The organism is Microvirga pudoricolor (assembly GCF_016892705.1).
GTDB classification, from domain to species: Bacteria; Pseudomonadota; Alphaproteobacteria; order Rhizobiales; family Beijerinckiaceae; genus Microvirga; species Microvirga pudoricolor.
Map to the genome: position 1 here is coordinate 1,831,223 of NZ_JAFEMB010000001.1, position 17,285 is coordinate 1,848,507.

The 17,285-nt window shown below is 68.5% G+C and carries 18 protein-coding genes; 13 read left to right on the forward strand and 5 right to left on the reverse strand.

Translation table 11 applies throughout. The features are described from left to right. The first annotated feature begins 120 nt into the window (after nt 1-120). From hpf to ILT42_RS08630, 7 genes are all read left to right on the forward strand, one after another. Nucleotides 121-696: a ribosome hibernation-promoting factor, HPF/YfiA family gene (hpf, locus tag ILT42_RS08600; RefSeq protein ID WP_204215020.1), complete on the forward strand. Its 576-nt coding sequence runs from the start codon at nt 121-123 to the stop codon at nt 694-696. Between the two features lie 203 nt (nt 697-899). Further along, a complete protein-coding gene (gene ptsN, locus ILT42_RS08605) occupies nt 900-1,364 on the forward strand; it encodes a PTS IIA-like nitrogen regulatory protein PtsN (protein ID WP_204215021.1) in 465 nt (154 codons plus the stop codon). Nucleotides 1,365-1,633: 269 nt separating this feature from the next. Next, nucleotides 1,634-2,656: a zinc-binding dehydrogenase gene (locus tag ILT42_RS08610; protein WP_204215022.1), complete on the forward strand. Its 1,023-nt coding sequence runs from the start codon at nt 1,634-1,636 to the stop codon at nt 2,654-2,656. 11 nt (nt 2,657-2,667) lie between these two features. After that, nucleotides 2,668-3,615: a lipid A biosynthesis lauroyl acyltransferase gene (locus ILT42_RS08615; RefSeq protein ID WP_204215023.1), complete on the forward strand. Its 948-nt coding sequence runs from the start codon at nt 2,668-2,670 to the stop codon at nt 3,613-3,615. Nucleotides 3,616-3,667: 52 nt separating this feature from the next. Next, entirely contained in the window at nt 3,668-4,408 is a 741-nt protein-coding gene (locus ILT42_RS08620) for a DUF1223 domain-containing protein (RefSeq protein ID WP_204215024.1), read from the forward strand. Nucleotides 4,409-4,483: 75 nt separating this feature from the next. Next, on the forward strand, nt 4,484-4,738 hold the full coding sequence (locus ILT42_RS08625) for a type II toxin-antitoxin system CcdA family antitoxin (protein WP_229428548.1): 255 nt from the start codon (nt 4,484-4,486) through the stop codon (nt 4,736-4,738). Continuing rightward, nucleotides 4,738-5,037, forward strand: coding sequence for a CcdB family protein (locus tag ILT42_RS08630; RefSeq protein ID WP_204215026.1), 300 nt, complete (start codon nt 4,738-4,740; stop codon nt 5,035-5,037). The genes ILT42_RS08625 and ILT42_RS08630 overlap by 1 nt, the downstream gene beginning before the upstream one ends. A 9-nt stretch (nt 5,038-5,046) precedes the next feature. Here the strand turns inward: ILT42_RS08630 and ILT42_RS08635 are convergent, their stop codons facing one another. The 3 genes from ILT42_RS08635 to ILT42_RS08645 all read right to left on the reverse strand — a co-directional run bounded on the left by ILT42_RS08635 (nt 5,047) and on the right by ILT42_RS08645 (nt 7,218). After that, the gene (locus ILT42_RS08635) at nt 5,047-5,661 is read right to left on the reverse strand and encodes a TPM domain-containing protein (protein WP_204215027.1); all 615 of its coding nucleotides are present in this window, start codon (nt 5,659-5,661) and stop codon (nt 5,047-5,049) included. Beyond that, nucleotides 5,662-6,465 carry a TPM domain-containing protein gene (locus ILT42_RS08640; RefSeq protein ID WP_204215028.1) on the reverse strand — a complete coding sequence of 268 codons (804 nt, stop codon included), beginning with the start codon at nt 6,463-6,465 and terminating at the stop codon, nt 5,662-5,664. It lies immediately after the preceding gene. 150 nt (nt 6,466-6,615) lie between these two features. Further along, on the reverse strand, nt 6,616-7,218 hold the full coding sequence (locus ILT42_RS08645) for a LemA family protein (RefSeq protein WP_407664542.1): 603 nt from the start codon (nt 7,216-7,218) through the stop codon (nt 6,616-6,618). Between the two features lie 209 nt (nt 7,219-7,427). Here ILT42_RS08645 and ILT42_RS08650 point away from each other — a divergent pair, with 209 nt between their 5' ends. Then, complete coding sequence (locus tag ILT42_RS08650) at nt 7,428-8,069, forward strand: LysE family translocator (RefSeq protein WP_204215029.1); 642 nt, start codon at nt 7,428-7,430, stop codon at nt 8,067-8,069. Nucleotides 8,070-8,193: 124 nt separating this feature from the next. After that, nucleotides 8,194-9,684 carry an MDR family MFS transporter gene (locus ILT42_RS08655; RefSeq protein WP_204215030.1) on the forward strand — a complete coding sequence of 497 codons (1,491 nt, stop codon included), beginning with the start codon at nt 8,194-8,196 and terminating at the stop codon, nt 9,682-9,684. Nucleotides 9,685-9,714: 30 nt separating this feature from the next. On the opposite strand, the gene ILT42_RS08660 is transcribed toward ILT42_RS08655, so the two are convergent. Then, nucleotides 9,715-9,951, reverse strand: coding sequence for a hypothetical protein (locus ILT42_RS08660; RefSeq protein WP_204215031.1), 237 nt, complete (start codon nt 9,949-9,951; stop codon nt 9,715-9,717). A gap of 248 nt (nt 9,952-10,199) precedes the next feature. Between ILT42_RS08660 and ILT42_RS08665 the strand changes: the two genes are divergently transcribed. Beyond that, on the forward strand, nt 10,200-11,735 hold the full coding sequence (locus tag ILT42_RS08665) for a helicase HerA domain-containing protein (RefSeq protein ID WP_204215032.1): 1,536 nt from the start codon (nt 10,200-10,202) through the stop codon (nt 11,733-11,735). A gap of 82 nt (nt 11,736-11,817) precedes the next feature. Continuing rightward, a complete protein-coding gene (locus ILT42_RS08670) occupies nt 11,818-13,671 on the forward strand; it encodes an ABC transporter ATP-binding protein (protein ID WP_204215033.1) in 1,854 nt (617 codons plus the stop codon). A 219-nt stretch (nt 13,672-13,890) separates the two neighbouring features. Here the strand turns inward: ILT42_RS08670 and ILT42_RS08675 are convergent, their stop codons facing one another. Continuing rightward, nucleotides 13,891-14,598, reverse strand: coding sequence for an ArsR/SmtB family transcription factor (locus ILT42_RS08675; protein ID WP_204215034.1), 708 nt, complete (start codon nt 14,596-14,598; stop codon nt 13,891-13,893). 133 nt (nt 14,599-14,731) lie between these two features. Here ILT42_RS08675 and ILT42_RS08680 point away from each other — a divergent pair, with 133 nt between their 5' ends. Continuing rightward, nucleotides 14,732-16,171 (forward strand): M20 family metallopeptidase, encoded by a 1,440-nt coding sequence (locus tag ILT42_RS08680; protein ID WP_204215035.1) that lies wholly within the window; start codon nt 14,732-14,734, stop codon nt 16,169-16,171. Between the two features lie 150 nt (nt 16,172-16,321). Then, the gene (locus tag ILT42_RS08685; protein ID WP_204215036.1) at nt 16,322-17,260 is read left to right on the forward strand and encodes a ring-cleaving dioxygenase; all 939 of its coding nucleotides are present in this window, start codon (nt 16,322-16,324) and stop codon (nt 17,258-17,260) included. Nucleotides 17,261-17,285: the final 25 nt, after the last annotated feature.

A 17,285-nucleotide genomic window follows, 5' to 3' on the forward strand; every position in this document is an offset into this window, starting at 1 on the left:
GCAGGCGTTTGATTTGACCAGCAACTCGATGAGGCCGTCAAGACTTGCAATGACGACCGGAAGACGCATCATCTGTTCGTCGGACCGGCGGATCAGCCCCGGTCCCAGCAGGAGGAAACGATGACGTTACGGGTGTCCGGAAAGAACCTCGATATCGGCGAGAACCTGCGGGACCAGGTCCAGCAGCGCCTCAAGGGCGCCCTCGCCAAGTATTTCGACGGCAGCTATTCGGGGCACGTCACGGTCACGAAGGACGGGACCGGCTTCAAGACCGACTGCGTCGTCCACCTGACCTCCGGCATGACGCTGGAGGCCTCCGCGGCCGCCCAGGACGCCTATGCGAGCTTCGACCAGACGGCGGAGCGCATCGAGCGGCGCCTGCGGCGCTACAAGCATCGCCTCAAGGACCACCAGCCCTCGCCCAACGGGCGCGGCCAGGGCGTGGAAATCCCGTATTCGGTTTTCGAGGCCCCCACCGACGAGGCCGTGGAAGAGGAAGGCTACCACCCGGCGATCATCGCGGAGACCACCAAGGCCCTGCATCGATTCGCCGTGAGCGACGCCGTGCAGGAACTCGACATGACGGGTGCGCCCGCCCTCGTGTTCATTCATGCGGGCTCCGGGCGGGTGAACGTCGTCTACCGCCGCAGCGACGGCGCCATCGGCTGGGTCGATCCGCCGCTGGGCCAATCTTAAGTCTGATGATATAGGGCCGGGCGAGCAGTACGCGGCCACAATTTCCGGCTATAAGGCCCGAGGTTGCGGAGCCCGAGCCCGCGCGATTCGGATGACGATTCGGCGAGGCCCTGGAACCGCGGCTTGGACCGGGCGATTTGGCCCAAGACTTGCTTGAAAAGGCGCGAGGCCATATCGGCTTCACAACCCATGTAGCTCCATCGATGCCTTTGCTTGACTTCCTTGACCCCAAAGCCGTTCTTCCTGCCCTGAAAGTCTCGGGCAAGAAGCAAGCCCTCCAGGAACTGGCCTCCCATGCCGCGGCCCTCACGGGCCTGGACGCCAGGAGCATCTTCGAGGCCCTGCTGCAGCGGGAGCGCCTCGGCTCCACGGGCATCGGCGACGGCATCGCCATTCCGCACGGCAAGCTGCCTGGCCTCACCCGCATCGTCGGACTTGCGGCCCGGCTCGAGAAGCCCGTCGATTTCGAGGCCCTCGACAGCCAGCCCGTGGACATCCTCTTCCTGCTGCTCGCCCCCGAAGGCGCCGGCGCCGATCACCTGAAGGCGCTCGCCCGCGTGGCCCGGGTCCTGCGCGAACCCGGCCTCGTCGAGCGCGTCCGCGCCACCCGGGACGCCGACGCGCTCTACGCCGTCCTGTCGGAGATTCAGGCGCCCCGCGCGGCCTGATGCGGTCGCGCGACCGTTTTCACAGGCCTTCGCCGGACGGGCCCGTGCGCGCGCCACGCCTGGGACGGCGCCCTGCACCGTGTCAGGCCTGCACTCGCTGATGACCGAACGGCAGGCCCCGGCCACACCCCTGTCCTGTCGAGATCAGGGCGGTGAACGGGGTGTGTGGGCCGGGTCTTCACAAAAACTTGTCATCGGCGGTCCGGCCCTTTAAGCCGCCAGCACATTCCTGAGCCCGGCCGGACGGCCCGGCCCAACCGGACCTTTTCATGCGTTCCCTTCAGCTTTTCGGCGACCGTGACCTTCGCATCACCGAGATGGATCCTCCCCCGCCGCCGGGTCCGGGCGAGGTGCAGGTGCGCGTGCGCGCCCTGGCGCTGAACTATCTCGACGTCTGGGGCTTTCGCGGCATGGCCTTCGCCAAGCGCAAGATGCCCCAGGCCGTGGGCGTGGAGGCGTCGGGCGAGATCGCGGCGGTGGGCGCGGGCGTGACCCGGTTCAAGGCGGGCGATCCGGTGACCATGTACGGGGCCGAGACCTGCGGCCATTGCAAGGCCTGCCGGGAGGGACGCGACAATCTCTGCGAGAACGTCGCCGGCATCATGGGCTTCCACATCGACGGCTTTGCCCGCGAGCTCGTCAACCGGCCCGAGCGCCTGGTGATCCCAGTGCCGGAGGGCGTATCCTTCGAGGAGGCCGCCTGCGCGCCCATCGGCTTCGGCACGGTGCAGCACATGCTGTTCGACAACGCGAAGCTGGAGCCGGGCGAGTCGATCCTCGTCCATGCGGGCGGATCGGGCATCGGCACGGCGGCGATCAAGATGGCCAAGGCCATCGGTTGCGAGGTCTACACCACGGTGGGCGACGACGAGAAGGGCGAGAAGGCAAAGGCCCTGGGCGCCGATCACGTGGTCAACTACCGCACCGAGCGCTTCGAGGGCGAGGTGCGGCGGCTCACCAAGCGCAAGGGCGTCGACGTGGTGTTCGAGCATGTGGGCGCCGAGACCTGGAACGGCTCGCTGCTCTGCCTCAAGCGCGGCGGACGGCTCGTCACCTGCGGGTCCACGTCGGGCGTGTCCACCACCATGAACCTGATGCAGCTCTTCCAGCAGCAATACCGGATCTTCGGCTCCTTCGGGTGCCGCATCGAGAACATCGCGCAGTCGCTGGACAAGATGGCGGGCGGCATGACGCCCGTGATCGACGCGGTCTTCCCCCTCGATGAATTCCAAAAAGGCCTGGAGCGGCTGGAAGGCCGCAAGGTCTTCGGCAAGGTCGTGGTCACGTTCTAGGGGCGGCGCGCGTGTTCGGTCCTCCCCATAAGCGCTCCCGCGGCCTCGGCTCGCGGATCCTCGAGGCCGCGATGGTCGGGCTCGTGCGGGGCGTGTTCGGCTTCGCGCGGTTCATCGGGCCGGAGCGCTCGGCGAATCTCGGCGCGGCGCTGGCCCGCACGGTCGGGCCATTCCTGCCCGCACACAAGACCGCGCTCAACAACATCCGGGCGGTCTATCCGAACAAGCCTGATGCGGAGGTGAAAGCCATCGCGCGGGGCGCCTGGGACAATCTCGGGCGCACGGGCGGCGAGTATCCTCACCTGTCGCGGCTGTTCGACTTCGACCCGGACAGCCCTGTCCCCGGCCGCACCGAGGTGGACGGGATCGATCACTTCCTGGCGCTTCGTGACGATCACAAGCCCGGCATCATCTTCTCGTCGCATCTGGCCAATTGGGAGCTTCCCGCCATCTGCGCGGCCCGGTTCGGGCTCGACGCCACGGCGGTGTTCCGCGCCCCCAACGACCCGGCCATCGCCCGCGTGCTGCACGAGATCCGCAGCGAGACCATGGGCGGGTTGGAAGCCGCGCGCCAGGGCGCGGCCTTCGCCATGCAGGGCGCGCTGGAAAAGGGCGGCCATCTCGGCATGCTCATCGACCAGCATTTCACCCGCGGCGTGATCGTGGACTTCATGGGCCGCCCCGCCCTGGTGAACCCGATCCTCGGCAAGTTCGCCCGCCGCTTCGACTGCCCGGTCCACGGCGTGCGGGTCATCCGCCTGCCGGGCCACCGCTTCCGCCTGCAGCTGACGCCGCCCCTCGACCTGCCTCGCGACTCCGACGGGCAGGTCAACGTGCAGGGCGCCATGCAGGCCATGACGTCGGTGGTGGAATCCTGGGTGCGCGACACCCCCGAGCAATGGCTGTGGATGCATCGCCGCTGGCGCGTGAAGCCCGCTCCCGCCGCACCCTCAACGTAACGTGAGTGCTGGCAGGCTTGATTTCGTGGCCCATGGCGTCAAGGTTTCAAGCATGAAAGTTTGGCTCGCCCTCGGGGCTGTCCTCCTGGCACAGCCCGCTCTGACTTCGCATGCCTCGGCGGAATCCACCCGCGCGGTGGTCGAGCTTTTCACCTCGCAGGGGTGCTCGTCCTGCCCGCCCGCGGACGCCGTCCTGGCGGAGCTGTCGCGGCAGCCCGGCATGATTGCCCTGTCGTTCCCGGTGGATTACTGGGATTATCTCGGCTGGAAGGACACCCTGGCCCAGGGTGCCTTCACGGCGCGCCAGAAAGGGTACGCCAAGGTACGCAGCGACTGGCAGGTCTACACCCCTCAGATGATCGTGAACGGCAGCCAGTCCTGCGTCGGCTCCGACCGGGCCCGGATCGAGGATTCCATCCGCACCGCCACGGCGGGCCTCGCGGCCCTGCCCGTCAACGTCGCCGCGACCGAGACGGACGGCACGATCACGGTCAGCGTGAACGAGGCCGCCGAGTCGGTGACGCCTCAGAAGGCCGACGTCTGGGTGCTGCCGGTGCTGCGCTCCCACATGGTGTCCATCAACCGTGGCGAGAATCGCGGCCGCGCCATCACCTATGTGAACGTGGTGCGGGCCATGAACCGGGTCGGCGAATGGAACGGCGGCACAGCCCAGTACAAGGTGCCGGTCTCGCTCGCCCGCAAGGATGCGGACAGCTACGTGGTGCTGCTCCAGACCGCCGACGGCACCCGGCCCGGCGCCATCCTGGGGGCCACCAAGGGGCCGGGGCTCTAGGGCGGATCGGTCATCCCTTTGCATGATCCGACATGCGCATATATGATGCGCATCGGTCATCGAGGGCGGATGCTCATGCCAAAATCCAAACCGAAAGTCGTGGATAGTCGGATCAGACGTCCCACGAACGTGACTCTTCCGCTTGGCTTAGTCGCGGAGGCCAAGGCGCTCCAAGTCAACGTGTCCCAAGCCTGTGAGAGCGGCTTGGCCCAATCGGTGGCGGAAGCTCGGCGGGCACGCTGGCTCAACGAGAATAAAGCTGCCATCGAGGCCTATAACGAGCGTATCGAACGCGATGGGTTGATCCTCGATGCTTATCGTCGCTTTTGATGGCTCAGTTCGATCTCTACACGGGTGTCGGCCGGTCGGGTGGGGCGGTCGTCGATCTGCAGGCCGGTCTTCTCGACCGACTTGCGACACGGATCGTAGCACCTTTGATCCCGAGAGCGGACATGGAAGCGATCACAGGCCTGACGCCAGCCGTGACGGTCAACGGCAATGAATTCATCGTTGTTCTCCCCGAGATGGCTGCTGTCCCGTCGCGGGAATTGCATCAGCGGATCGGATCGCTTGCGGACGACCAGGACAGGATCAAGCGAGCGCTCGACATCCTGTTCTTCGGAATCTGATCCTTCACCTCACGCCTCGATCACGATCACCTTGTTGGGCAGCTCGTCCTCGTCGTCGAAGCCCGGCGGCGCGTGTTCGGCCAGGATCGCGCCCGCCCTGTGCACGGCCCGGATCAGGCCGTCGGCCGCGCGCCCCTCGCGCAGGGCGGCGGTCAGGTCCGCGATGATCTCGGTCCAGACCGCCTGGCCGGCCCGGTCCGCGACGCCGATATCGGCCAGGATCTCGGCGTGGTGCTCGAGCGCCGCCACGTAGATCAGCACCCCGGTTCGGCCCCGGGTGCGGGTCAGGCCGCGTCCGTTGAACTCGCGAAGCGCCGCCTCGTGCGCCCGGGCCCGCATGACGAAGCCTGGAACCAGGGCGGCGTGGAGGCGGGGCCAGGTCGTCGCCAGGCTGGCCGCCAGGGCGACCGCGAGCTGGGCCAGGAAGATCCGGGTCGGCCCCAGCTCCGTGAAGGCGATGAGCGGCCAGGGGGTCAGGAGGGCCAGGACCAGCGCCCACAGGGCCGGGATCGAGCGGTAGCGGCTCGCGGCCTCGGCCACCACCACGACGATCTCGCCCGCCGTCGTGGCTTCCGCGTCGCGGATCGCGTGGGCGAGGCGGTGCCTGTCCTCGGGTGAAATCATCTACCAGCTCCCCGAGGCGCCGCCGCCGCCGGACGAGCCGCCCCCGCCCGAGAAGCCGCCGGAGCGCCCGCCCGACCCGCCGAAGCCGCCGCCCCGGGGGAATCCCCCCGGGAATCCGCCTCCCATGGGTCCGATCCAGGGCCCGCCGGAGCGTCCCGGCACCGGCGCGAGCCCTCTGTTGCCGAGAGCGGACCGGAACATGATGAACACGATGATGGCGATGAACAGGAAGGCGAAGACCATCTCGGCCGGATCGCCCGTATCCTCCCGCACCTGCGCCCGGCGCTGCCACTGCTCCGCGTCGCCCGTGAGGATCGACAGGATGGCGTCCACGCCCGCATCGATGCCCCCGAAGAAGTTGCCCTTCTGGAACTGCGGCGCGATCGCCGTGGTGATGATCACCTTGGAGAGAGCGTCGGTCAGGGCGCCCTCGAGGCCGTAGCCGACCTCGATGCGCACCTTCCGGTCGGTGGGAGCCACCAGCAGCAGCACACCGTTGTCGGTTTTAGCCTGTCCGAGCTTCCAGGCCCGGAAGAGCCGGTTGGCATAATCCTCGACCGACGTGCCGCCGAGGGACGGGACCGTGGCGACCACCACCTGGTCCGACGTCTTGTCCTCGTAGGCCATGAGCTTCGCCTCGAGGCTCTGGCGCTGGCCGGGTTGGAGCAGGTTGGCGGCGTCCACCACGCGGCCCGTGAGGGGCGGGAAGGATTGGGCGAAGGCCGCGACGGGAAGGAGGAGGAATAGGCAGGCGACGATCAGTCCCGCGAGGGCGCGAGCCGCTTCATATCCCCCAGCCGTCATCCCCGGACTTGATCCGGAGGCCGACGGGTCCACGTCGCGAGACGTCCGATTTGAGTACGCGGGTGGCCGGGTTGATCCCCGGATCAAGTCCGGGGACGGCCATGACGGCCGTGAGTATGGCCGCTCCGTCTCATCCGATCGCTTCACGCCTTAAAACTTCACTTCCGGGGGGCGATCGGAGCCGGCGGTGGCCGAGAAGGTCTCCATGGGCTTGGCGTCCGGGTACATGAAGGCCGCGATCCAGCGGCCCGGAATGGTGCGGATCTCGGTGTTGTAGGCCCGCACGGTCTCGATGTAGTCGCGCCGGGCCACCGCGATGCGGTTCTCGGTGCCCTCGAGCTGCGATTGCAGGGCCAGGAAGTTGGAATTCGACTTCAGGTCCGGGTATCGCTCGACCGTGGCGAGCAGGCGCCCGAGCGCTCCCGAGAGCTGCCCTTGCGCCTCCTGGAACTGGCGGAACTTCTCCGGGTCCGTCACCGTCGAGGCATCGACCTTGATCTGGGAGGCCTTGGCGCGGGCCTCGGTCACCTGGGTGAGCACCTCGCGCTCCTGCTGGGCGTAGCCCTTCACGGTCTCGACGAGGTTGGGGATGAGGTCGGCCCGGCGCTGGTACTGGTTCTGCACCTCGCTCCAGGCGGATTTAGCCTGCTCCTGGAGGGTGGGGACATTGTTGATGCCGCAGGCCGAGAGACCGAAAGCGAGCGCCATTCCGAGGAGGGCGGCGCGGATTCGTGCCGGCACGATCTGAGGCATCATTGGTGTCTGTCCCTTTAAGTCGAAATCGCCGTGGCCCGCCTTCGGGGCGCGACGCAGGCGGCACCATAGCATGGTGTTTCTCCCGCACCACATGGAGCAGGACCGGCATTCAACAAGTTGGTCTGGCCTCGCGGCCGCGTTTGAGGCATGGTCCGCCTCGCGCGGGACTGAGGAATCGCCCGCCGACACCGCGCCGGAGACGCGCCATGAACTTCCTGCCCGACACGGCCACCTTCCTGACCTACTCGCTCGCCTGCGTGGTTTTGTTCATCACGCCCGGTCCGGACATGAGCCTGTTCCTGGCCAAGACCATGTCGGGCGGCCGCAAGGCCGGCATCGCCGCCATGCTGGGCGCCATGGCGGGCTGCTGCGTTCACACCCTGCTGGCCGCCCTCGGCCTCTCGGCCCTGCTCGCTGCCTCGGCGACGGCCTTCACGGTGCTCAAGGTGGTGGGCGCCCTCTACCTGCTCTGGCTCGCCTTCGACGCGGTGCGCAACGGCTCGGCCCTCAACCTGAAGGACCAGGCCAGAACCGAGGTCTCGTTCTGGAAGACGTTCATGCTGGGCGTCGGCATCAATCTCACGAACCCCAAGATCGTCCTGTTCTTCGTGACCTTCCTGCCGCAATTCGTGCAGGCCGGAGACCCGTACGCGCCCGAGAAGCTGGTCTTCCTCGGCCTTTATTTCGTGGCGCTCAGCATCCCGCTCGCCACCCTGATGATCATGGGCGCCGACCGGGTCATCGCGGCCCTGCGCCACCGTCCCAGGATCATGCGCGGCATCGACTTCACCTTCGCGGGCCTGTTCTCGGCCTTCGCGGTCAAGATCCTGGCGACCTCGGCCCGATAGACGCCCCGCGCCCATCGCACAGCCGGTGCATATCTGCCCCGCAGGCGGGATCCGAGACAAAGGCCGGAACCTGACCTAAATGGGTCTCGATCCGGCCGATGACCGTGCCCGGTGAAAGACCGCGATGGATCAGCCCCACCCCCACGACCTGCGCCCCGTGATGAGCCACGCGGAAATCCGCACCATCATCCTGGGCCTCATGCTGTCCATGTTCCTGGCGGCCCTCGACCAGACCATCATCGCCACGGCCCTGCCCACCATCGGCAAGGAGCTGGGCGACCTGGAGCATCTGCCCTGGGTGGTGACGTCGTACCTGCTCACCGCCACGGCGGTGACGCCTCTCTACGGCAAGTTCAGCGACACCCACGGCCGCCGCGTCACCATGCTGATCGGGATCGCGATCTTCATCCTGGGCTCCGTGGCCTGCGCGCTGGCGCCGAGCATGCTGGTGCTCGTCCTGGCCAGGGGGCTCCAGGGCCTCGGCGGCGGCGGGCTCATCGCGCTCGCCCAGACCATCGTGGCCGATATCGTGGCCCCCCGGGAGCGGGGCCGGTACCAGGTCTATTTCGCCAGCGTGTTCATGACCTCGAGCCTCGCCGGTCCCGTCCTGGGCGGGTTCTTCGCGGAGCATTTCCACTGGTCCATGATCTTCTGGATCAACCTGCCGCTGGGCCTCGTCGCCTTCGCGATCGCCTGGCAGGGCCTCAAGCGCCTGCCCCGCCACGACCGTCCGCACCGCCTCGACCTCCTGGGCGCGGTGCTGCTGGTGGCCGCCACGGTGTCGATCATGCTGGCCCTGAGCTGGGGCGGCCTGCGCTATCCGTGGGGATCAGCCCCGATTCTCGGGCTCGTGGGCCTGTCGGCGGTCCTGTGGGCGGTCTTTGCGGCCCGCATGAGCCTGGCGTCCGAGCCGCTGATCCCGCCCGGCGTGCTGCGCAACCCGGTGGTGCGCATGGGCACCCTGTCGGCCTGCTTCGGCATGGGCACCTATATCGGCCTGACGATCTACCTTCCGGTCTATTTCGAGGCCGTGCGGGGGCTGACGGCGAGCGAATCGGGCCTGGCGCTCATCCCCCTCGGGGCCGGCACGGTCACGGGCGCAACCCTGTCCGGGCGCGCCATGGCGCGGGTCGCTCACTACAAGCGCATCCCGATGGGGGGGCTCGTCGTGGCGGTCGCCACCACGGCCCTTCTGGCGGCCTTCGCCAACGGCCTGCCTCTCGCGGCGGTCGAAGTGATGCTGTTCGTCCTCAGCGTCGGACTCGGCACCCTCCTGCCGGTCACCACGGTGGCGATCCAGAACGCGGTGTCGCTCCATGAACTCGGCACCGCAACGGGCACGGCGAACTTCTTCCGCTCCCTGGGGGGCGCCATCATCGTGGCCTTGTTCGGATCCATCGTGATCGGCCTGACGGGCGCCACCGGAGCCGCGAGCTTCGAGGCCCTCGGCGCCTCCGCGGCCCGGAGCGGCGTCGATCTCGGGGACGTGTTCCGCTTCGTGTTCGCGGCGGGGGCCTGCGGCTTCCTCCTGGCCTTCCTGTTCCTGGCGGCCATGAAGGAACTCCCCCTGAAGGGCAGCGCCCGCAAGGCCGCCGAGGCCGCCATCGCGGACTAGCGCCGGGACGCTTCTCCCCGGTGAATGCTCCTATTTGGAGCGCTGCGTTTTACGGATCAGCAGCGCGACCGCGAACAGGACGATCAGGATCGAGACCGCCATGCCGAAATAGCCGAACGCGCCCGCCGCGTGGTCGGCTCCGGGCGCGGGTGGGCGGGTCTCGGACCCCGCGTCCCCCGCCGGCACGCCCGGATTGCCCTGAACCTGGACCGGATGGACCAGCCCGTCGAACCGGACCGGGGCGGCGGGAGACGGGAGGACGGTCATCGGCGGGCTCACCTCGATCGCGGGACGCGGGGGGTTAATGTTCCGGGCGGCCATCGGTTTCCGGCCGGCAGCGGGTTCGGGGCCTCGGGACGGCCGGCGGGGGACGCGGGCCCTGCGGCTTCTTGCCTGGGGACCGAGGGTGCGGTTTTCCGGCCGAAAGCCTGTGGAGCACCGGGCCGCCCCTGGCACTTTCCGGGGACCTGTGCTGTTAGAGCTGGGCAGGCAGCGAGGGAGCGCGCGGGGAGCGGATGAAGGCTGGAATCGACATGGGGGCGATCTCCACCGGCGGCGGTCAGGCCCTGCTCGACCTCGAGGAGCTCCTGGCCACCCGCCTGCTCGTCCAGGGCAATTCGGGCTCGGGCAAGTCGCACCTCCTGCGCCGCCTCCTGGAACAGAGCGCGCCCCTGGTTCAGCAATGCGTGGTGGACCCGGAGGGCGACTTTGTCACCTTAGGCGACAAGTTCGGCCACGTGGTGGTGGACGCCTCCCGCACCGAGGGCGACCTCCAGCGCATCGCCGCCCGGGTGCGCCAGCACCGGGTCTCGGTGGTGCTCAACCTGGAAGGCCTCGATGCCGAGCAGCAGATGCGCTGCGCGGCGGCGTTTCTCGGCGGCCTCTTCGATGCCGACCGGGACCTCTGGTACCCCATGCTGGTGGTGGTGGACGAGGCCCAGCTCTTCGCGCCCGCGGCCGCCGGCGAGGTGTCGGACGAGGCCCGTAAGGTGTCGCTCGGCGCCATGACCAACCTCATGTGTCGGGGCCGCAAGCGAGGCCTTGCCGGCATCATCGCGACCCAGCGCCTCGCCAAGCTCGCCAAGAACGTGGCGGCCGAGGCCTCGAATTTTCTCATGGGCCGCACCTTCCTGGACATCGACATGGCCCGCGCGGCGGATCTGCTCGGCATGGAGCGCCGCCAGGCCGAGATGTTCCGCGACCTGGAGCGGGGCCATTTCGTGGCCCTCGGACCGGCCCTGTCCCGCCGGCCCGTCCCGGTGCGCATCGGCGCGGTGGAGACCTCGGCCCGCAGCGGCTCCTTCAAGCTGATGCCGCTCCCGGAGCAGCCCGCCGAGGATGCCCGCGACCTCATCTTCAAGGCGGGCCAGGACGAGCCCGCCCGCCCGGCTCCCGCCCCGCGTCGCCCCGTGGCCCCGCCGCCGCCCGGCACCAATGATCTCCTGGCCCAGCTCGTGCGCGCCCGTCCGGCCGCCGCTCCCGAGCCCGCCCCGGAGATGACGGAGGAATCCAAGGCCGAGCGCGAGGCCGTGCTCGATACGATCCTGCGCGAGATCCTGGACGATCCCGAGGCCGCCTTCCGCACCGTGGCGGTTCTGTACCAGGATTTCCTGGTCCGCTGCCGCATCCGCCGGGTCTCCGGCGAGCCCCCGAATCTGCCCGCGTTCCGGCGTCGCCTCGCCGTCGCCCGCGCGGGCGTCGACACCGCCACCGCCGAGGGCTCGGAATGGGGTCGGGCCATGACCTTCGCGGCGGATTTGTCCGAGGACATCCAGGGCGTGTTCCTGCTCCTCGCCCGCGCCGCCCTGGAGGGCGCACCCTGTCCGCCGGACGGCGAGATCGCGCGGGCCTGCGGCAGCCGCTCGCCGGGCCGGGCCCGGCGCCTCGTGGCCTATCTGGAGAGCCGCAACATCGTGGTGACCCGCAACGATACCAGGGGCCTGCGGATCATCGCGCTCCCCGATCTCGGCTGGGAGACCGGACCCGGCGACCCCAATGCCTTCGAGGAGCCGCAGGCCCCGGATCCACAGGACCTTTTCGCGGCGGGGTGAGGGGAGGCTCCTGGGAGACCGGGACCGGCGCCCTAGTTTGATGGGGTGGCCCGGCCGTTTCGGGCCGGATACCCCTGTTGCGATGTTCCACTTTTTCGAAAACCGCATCGATTTCACGAAGCGCCCGCCCCAATCCGCGCCGCCGGACAACCTGTGGGGCTTCTACTGGCACTTCATCCGTCAGGCGAAAGGCCTGTTCATCGCGGTCTTCGCGCTGGGTTTCGTGCTGGCGGTGGTCGAGGCCGTCGTGCCCTATCTCATCGGCCGCCTCGTCAACGCCCTGTCGCGCACGAGCCCGGAGGGCATCCTTCGGGATGCCGGCCCGCTGCTTATCGCCATGGTGGCCATCATCCTGGTGCTGCGGCCGCTCTCGACGATCCTTTTTCGCCTGCTGGTGAACCACTCGATCTCGGTGTCCTTCACCAGCATGGTGCACTGGCAGAACTACTGGCACGTGGTGCGCCAGCCCTTGAGCTTCTTCCAGGAGGATTTCGCCGGGCGCATCGCCAACCGGGTCATGCAGACCGGGCGGCCCCTGCGCGACACCGTCCTGTCGGTGGCCCGCGCGGTGTGGCAGATCCTGATCTTCGGGGCGGCCTCCATCGGCCTCATGGGCACGCAGGACATTCGCCTGGCGCTGCCCATGGCGGGCTGGTTCGTGCTCTACGGAACGCTTCTGGCGGTCGCGCTGCCCCGCATCCAGAAGCGTTCCCGCGAATCGAGCGAGGCGCGCTCCGCCGTGTCCGGCAAGGTGGTGGACAGCTTCACCAACATCATGACCGTGAAGCTCTTCGGACGCCGCGCCGACGAGGACGCCTATATCAGCGACGGCTACCGCCACTTCAACGCGATGTTCCTGCGCCAGCAGCGGATCAACACCCTCTACGTGGTCTGCCTGGTGTTCCTCAACGCGGCGTTTCTCGTGGCCACGGGCGGCATGGCCGTGTGGCTCTTCAGCCTCGGGCGCATCGATCCCGGCACCATGACGACGGCCCTGCTCCTCGCCACCCAGATCGTGTCCATGTCAGGCTGGGTCGCCTACGAGGTCATGGGCATCTTCGAGAATGTGGGCACGGTGCAGGAGGGCATGAAGACGATCTCGCGGCCGCTCACCCTGCAGGACCGGCCCGGTGCCGCGGCCCTGCAGGGCCAGCGCGGCGAAATCCGGTTCGAGAACGTGTCCTTCGCCTACGGGTCCGGCGAGCCCGTCATCCGCAACCTGAGCCTGACGGTCCGGCCCGGCGAGAAGATCGGTCTCGTGGGCCGCTCGGGCGCTGGCAAGACCACCCTGGTCAACCTGCTCCTGCGCTTCTTCGAGCCGCAGGAGGGCCGCATCCTCATCGACGGGCAGGACATCGCATTCGTGACGGAGGAGAGCCTGCGCGCGGGGATTTCGGTGGTGACGCAGGACGCCTCCCTGCTTCATCGCTCCATCGCCGAGAACATTCTCTACGGACGTCCCGAGGCGGATGACGACGCCATGCGCGAGGCCGCCGCAGCGGCCCACGCGGCGACGTTCATCGCCCGCCTCGTCGACAACAAGGAGAGGCGCGATTACGAGGCGCATGTGGGCGAGCGCGGCGTGAAGCTCTCGGGCGGCCAGCGCCAGCGCATCGCCATCGCGCGCGTGATCCTGAAGGACGCCCCGATCCTGGTGCTCGACGAGGCCACCTCCGCCCTCGATTCCGAGGTCGAGGCCGCGATCCAGGACTCGCTGGCGTTCCTCATGGAGGACAAGACCGCGATCGTCATCGCCCACCGGCTCTCCACCCTGCAGCTCATGGACCGGCTGGTGGTGCTGGACGAGGGCCGCATCGTCGAGGAGGGTACCCACGCGGCCCTGCTGGAACGCGGCGGCCTGTACGCAGGGCTCTGGGCGCGCCAGTCGGGCGGGTTCCTGACGCCGCGCAAGCGGGCGCGGGGCGAGCGGGTTTAGGCGTCTTTGGAGACCTGACGCACAGTCTCATCCTGAGAGAATGGCGGAGTCATTCGTCTCGACCTCATCCTGAGGGCCCGCTTAAGCGGGCGTCTCGAAGGATGGTCCAGCGGAGTGCTGCCGGTGCCAACTGGAGCCCTCCTTCGAGACGGCCTGACGGCCTCCTCAGGATGAGGTCGAGAGAGGTCGAGAACGCTTCCTTGGCACGATGCCTGTTGATCAAGCCGCCGAACGGGCCGCGTCGTCCCCAAGCTGCAGCCCGAACAACCGCGCGAATTGCCTGTGTCCTTCGGGCGTGATCCGCAGCGCCCGGTTGTCACGCTGGCGTTCGATCCAGCCGTGGTCGAGGCAGTGGCGGCACAAGGCCGCGCCCACAACTCCCGCGAGATGGGACCGGCGTTCCGTCCAATCGAGGCAGGGCTTGCAGAAGATGCGCTTGGACAGGCCTGCGCGTTCGAGGGAGACGCCGATGGAGGCGAAAAATGCCCGGCCGTCCGGCGTCACCTCGCCGCCGTCGGGGCTCAAGGCCACATGGCCCCGGTCCTGGAGCGCATCGGCCATGCCGACGCCGAGGCGCCCGGCGAGATGGTCGTAGCAGGTGCGCGCGAGCTGGAGCGCAGGATCGCCCGGCACGCGGGCGCGGCGCGGACGGAGATCGGCGGCCACGTTGGCCATGGCCTCGATCATGCGGCCGACCTCCGGCGAGGCGAGGCGGAAATAGCGGTTGCGGCCGAGCGGCGTCACGGCCAGGAGCCCCAGATCCGTGAGCTTGGCCAGATGGCCGCTCGTGGTCGAGGCCGAGACGCGGGCGAGATAGGCCAGTTCCTTGGCGGTGCGGGAACGCCCATCCATGAGGGCCAGGAGAATGGCCGCCCGGGCGGAATCGGCCACGGCGGCGGCCACGGAGGCAAGGTGATCGGTGCTCATGGGTCCAGTTTAGGCCGCCGCCACCGAAACGCCATCGCGAACGCTTCGGCGGGGGGCGAAGGATCCTCAGGCTTTCGCAGGGGCATTTCAGGGCGTAAGGAGACGCGAAACGTAACCCAGAAGGATTTTGCCCGTGCAGAACGACCGCCTGAGCCTCGATGAAATCGTCCGTCACGTGGAGGCCCGCGCGGCGGATTACTGCGCGTCGAGCGACCGGATCTGGGCCATGCCGGAACTGGCCTTCGAGGAGCACCGCTCCGTGGAGGAGCAGATCGCCATGCTGGAACGGGACGGCTTCCGGATCACCCGCAACGTCGCCGGCATGGCGACCGCGTTCATCGCGGAGGCCGGAGGGGGCGGGCCCGTCATCGCGGTCCTCGGTGAGTTCGACGCCCTGCCGGATCTCGCCCAGGAGGCGGGCGTCACGGAGCACAAGCCGACCATGGCCGGGACGCCGGGCCATGGCTGCGGCCACAACCTCCTCGGCTCCGGCTCGGCGCTCGCCGCCGTCGCCCTGAAGATGGCGCTGGAAGAGGCCGGGATCGCCGGCACGGTGCGCTATTATGGCTGCCCGGCGGAGGAGAGCGGATCGGGCAAGACCTTCATGGCCCGCCACGGCTCCTTCGACGACGTGGACGCGGCGTTCTCGTGGCATCCGAGCGTGGTCAACGAGGTGCAGACCACGAGTTCGCTCGCCACCGTGCAGGCCTATTTCCGCTTCAAGGGCCGCGCCGCCCACGCCGCCGCGATCCCGCATCTCGGCCGCTCGGCCCTCGATGCGGTGGAGTTGATGAATGTGGGCGTGAACTACATGCGCGAGCACATGCCGTCCGACGCCCGCGTGCATTACTCCATCACCAATACCGGCGGCGATGCCCCGAACGTGGTGCAGGCTTACGCGGAATCGCTTTATCTGGTGCGCTCGCCCGAACTCGCCGACGCCCAAAAACTGTTCGAGCGCGTGAAGAGGATCGCCGAGGGCGCGGCGCTGATGACGGAAACCAGCGTGTCGGTGCAGATCACCGACGCCACCTCCAACGTGCTGCCCAACAAGGCCCTGCAAGGCGCCATGTACGAGAACATGCGCCGTCTCGGGCCGCCCGCTTTCGACGCGGCCGATCGGGCCTTCGCCGAGAAGCTCCAGAGGGCCTCGCTGACGGACGAGGACATCCTGGCGAGCGTGAAGCCGCACGACGTGTCGCTTAAAGTCAAGGTGCTGCACGACGGGATCCTGGCCATGCCGGAGCGCGAGACCGTCATGATGGGAACGACCGATGTGGGTGACGTGAGCTGGGTGGTGCCCACCGCCCAGTGCCACGCGGCCTGCTTCGCCATCGGGACGCCCTTCCACACCTGGCAGCTCGTGGCCCAGGGCAACCTGCCCGCCGCCCACAAGGGCATGGTGCTGGCCGCCAAGGCCATGGCGGCCACGGCCGCCGATGCCTTCCGCAACCCGGACCTCATCGCCCGTGCCAAGGCCGAGCTGAAGGAGCGCACCGGCGGCAAGGCTTATGTCTGTCCGATCCCGGACGATGTGACGCCCGAAGACCTGCGGGGCAAGAAAGCCGCGTAGGGCTTCGGCGCTCCTGTCTCCTTCACGTCCACGAGATGCCCTGGTGGTTGCCTGGGCATCTTGCATTTTGGCAAGTTATCCTTGGCGATGCAGGGATCGATTGTGCGCCCTTGCAAGCATATCTTGAGCCCACACGCCAAGGAGGGCGCCATGCAGCTCACTGGAATTCATCATCTCACCGCCGTCACGGCGAATGCGCCGGGCAATCACGACTTTTACACGGGGGCGCTCGGCATGCGCCTCGTCAAGAAGACCGTCAACCAGGACGATGTCAGCGCCTACCACCTGTTCTATGCGGACGGGCTCGCCTCACCGGGCTCGGACCTGACCTTCTTCGACTGGCCCGTCGGCCGCGAGCGCCGGGGCACCCACAGCGTCACGCAGACGGCGCTTCGGGTCGGCGGCCAGGAGGCGCTGGAATGGTGGACGAAGCGCTTCGACGAGCGCGGCATCGCCCATACGGGCATCGTGGAGCGGGATGGGCGGCTCTGGGTCGATTTCGAGGATCCGGAAGGCCAGCGCCTCGGTCTCGTGGACGACGGCGGCGCGGGTGACGCGCATCCGTGGGACCGCAGCCCCGTGCCCGAGCGCTACCAGATTCGGGGCCTGGGCCCCATCACCATGAGCGTGCCGAAGCTCGACCGCACCGCCCGCGTTCTCACCGAGGGCATGGATATGCGCGCCGCACGGGAATACCGCATCGGAGAGCGCAGCATCCACGTGTTCGAGATGGGAGCGGGCGGTCCCGCCGCCGAACTGCACGTGGCGGTCGATCCCGGCCTGCCGCCGGCCCAGCCGGGCGCGGGCGGCGTGCACCATGTGGCGTTCCGCACGCCGAACGAGCAGACCTACCAGGAATGCTGGGAGCGCCTGCAGACCCTGCGGGCACCGTCCAGCGGCCCGGTCGACCGGTATTATTTCAAGAGCCTGTACTTCCGGGAGCCCGGCGGCATCCTGTTCGAGGTCGCCACCGACGGACCGGGCTTCGCCACGGACGAGCCCCTGGCCACCTTGGGCGAAAGCCTCGCGCTGCCGCCCTTCCTGGAGCCGCGCCGGGCCCAGATCGAGGCGGGTCTGAAGCCGCTCTGACAATCTCGGGAGGGCCGCCCTGCTC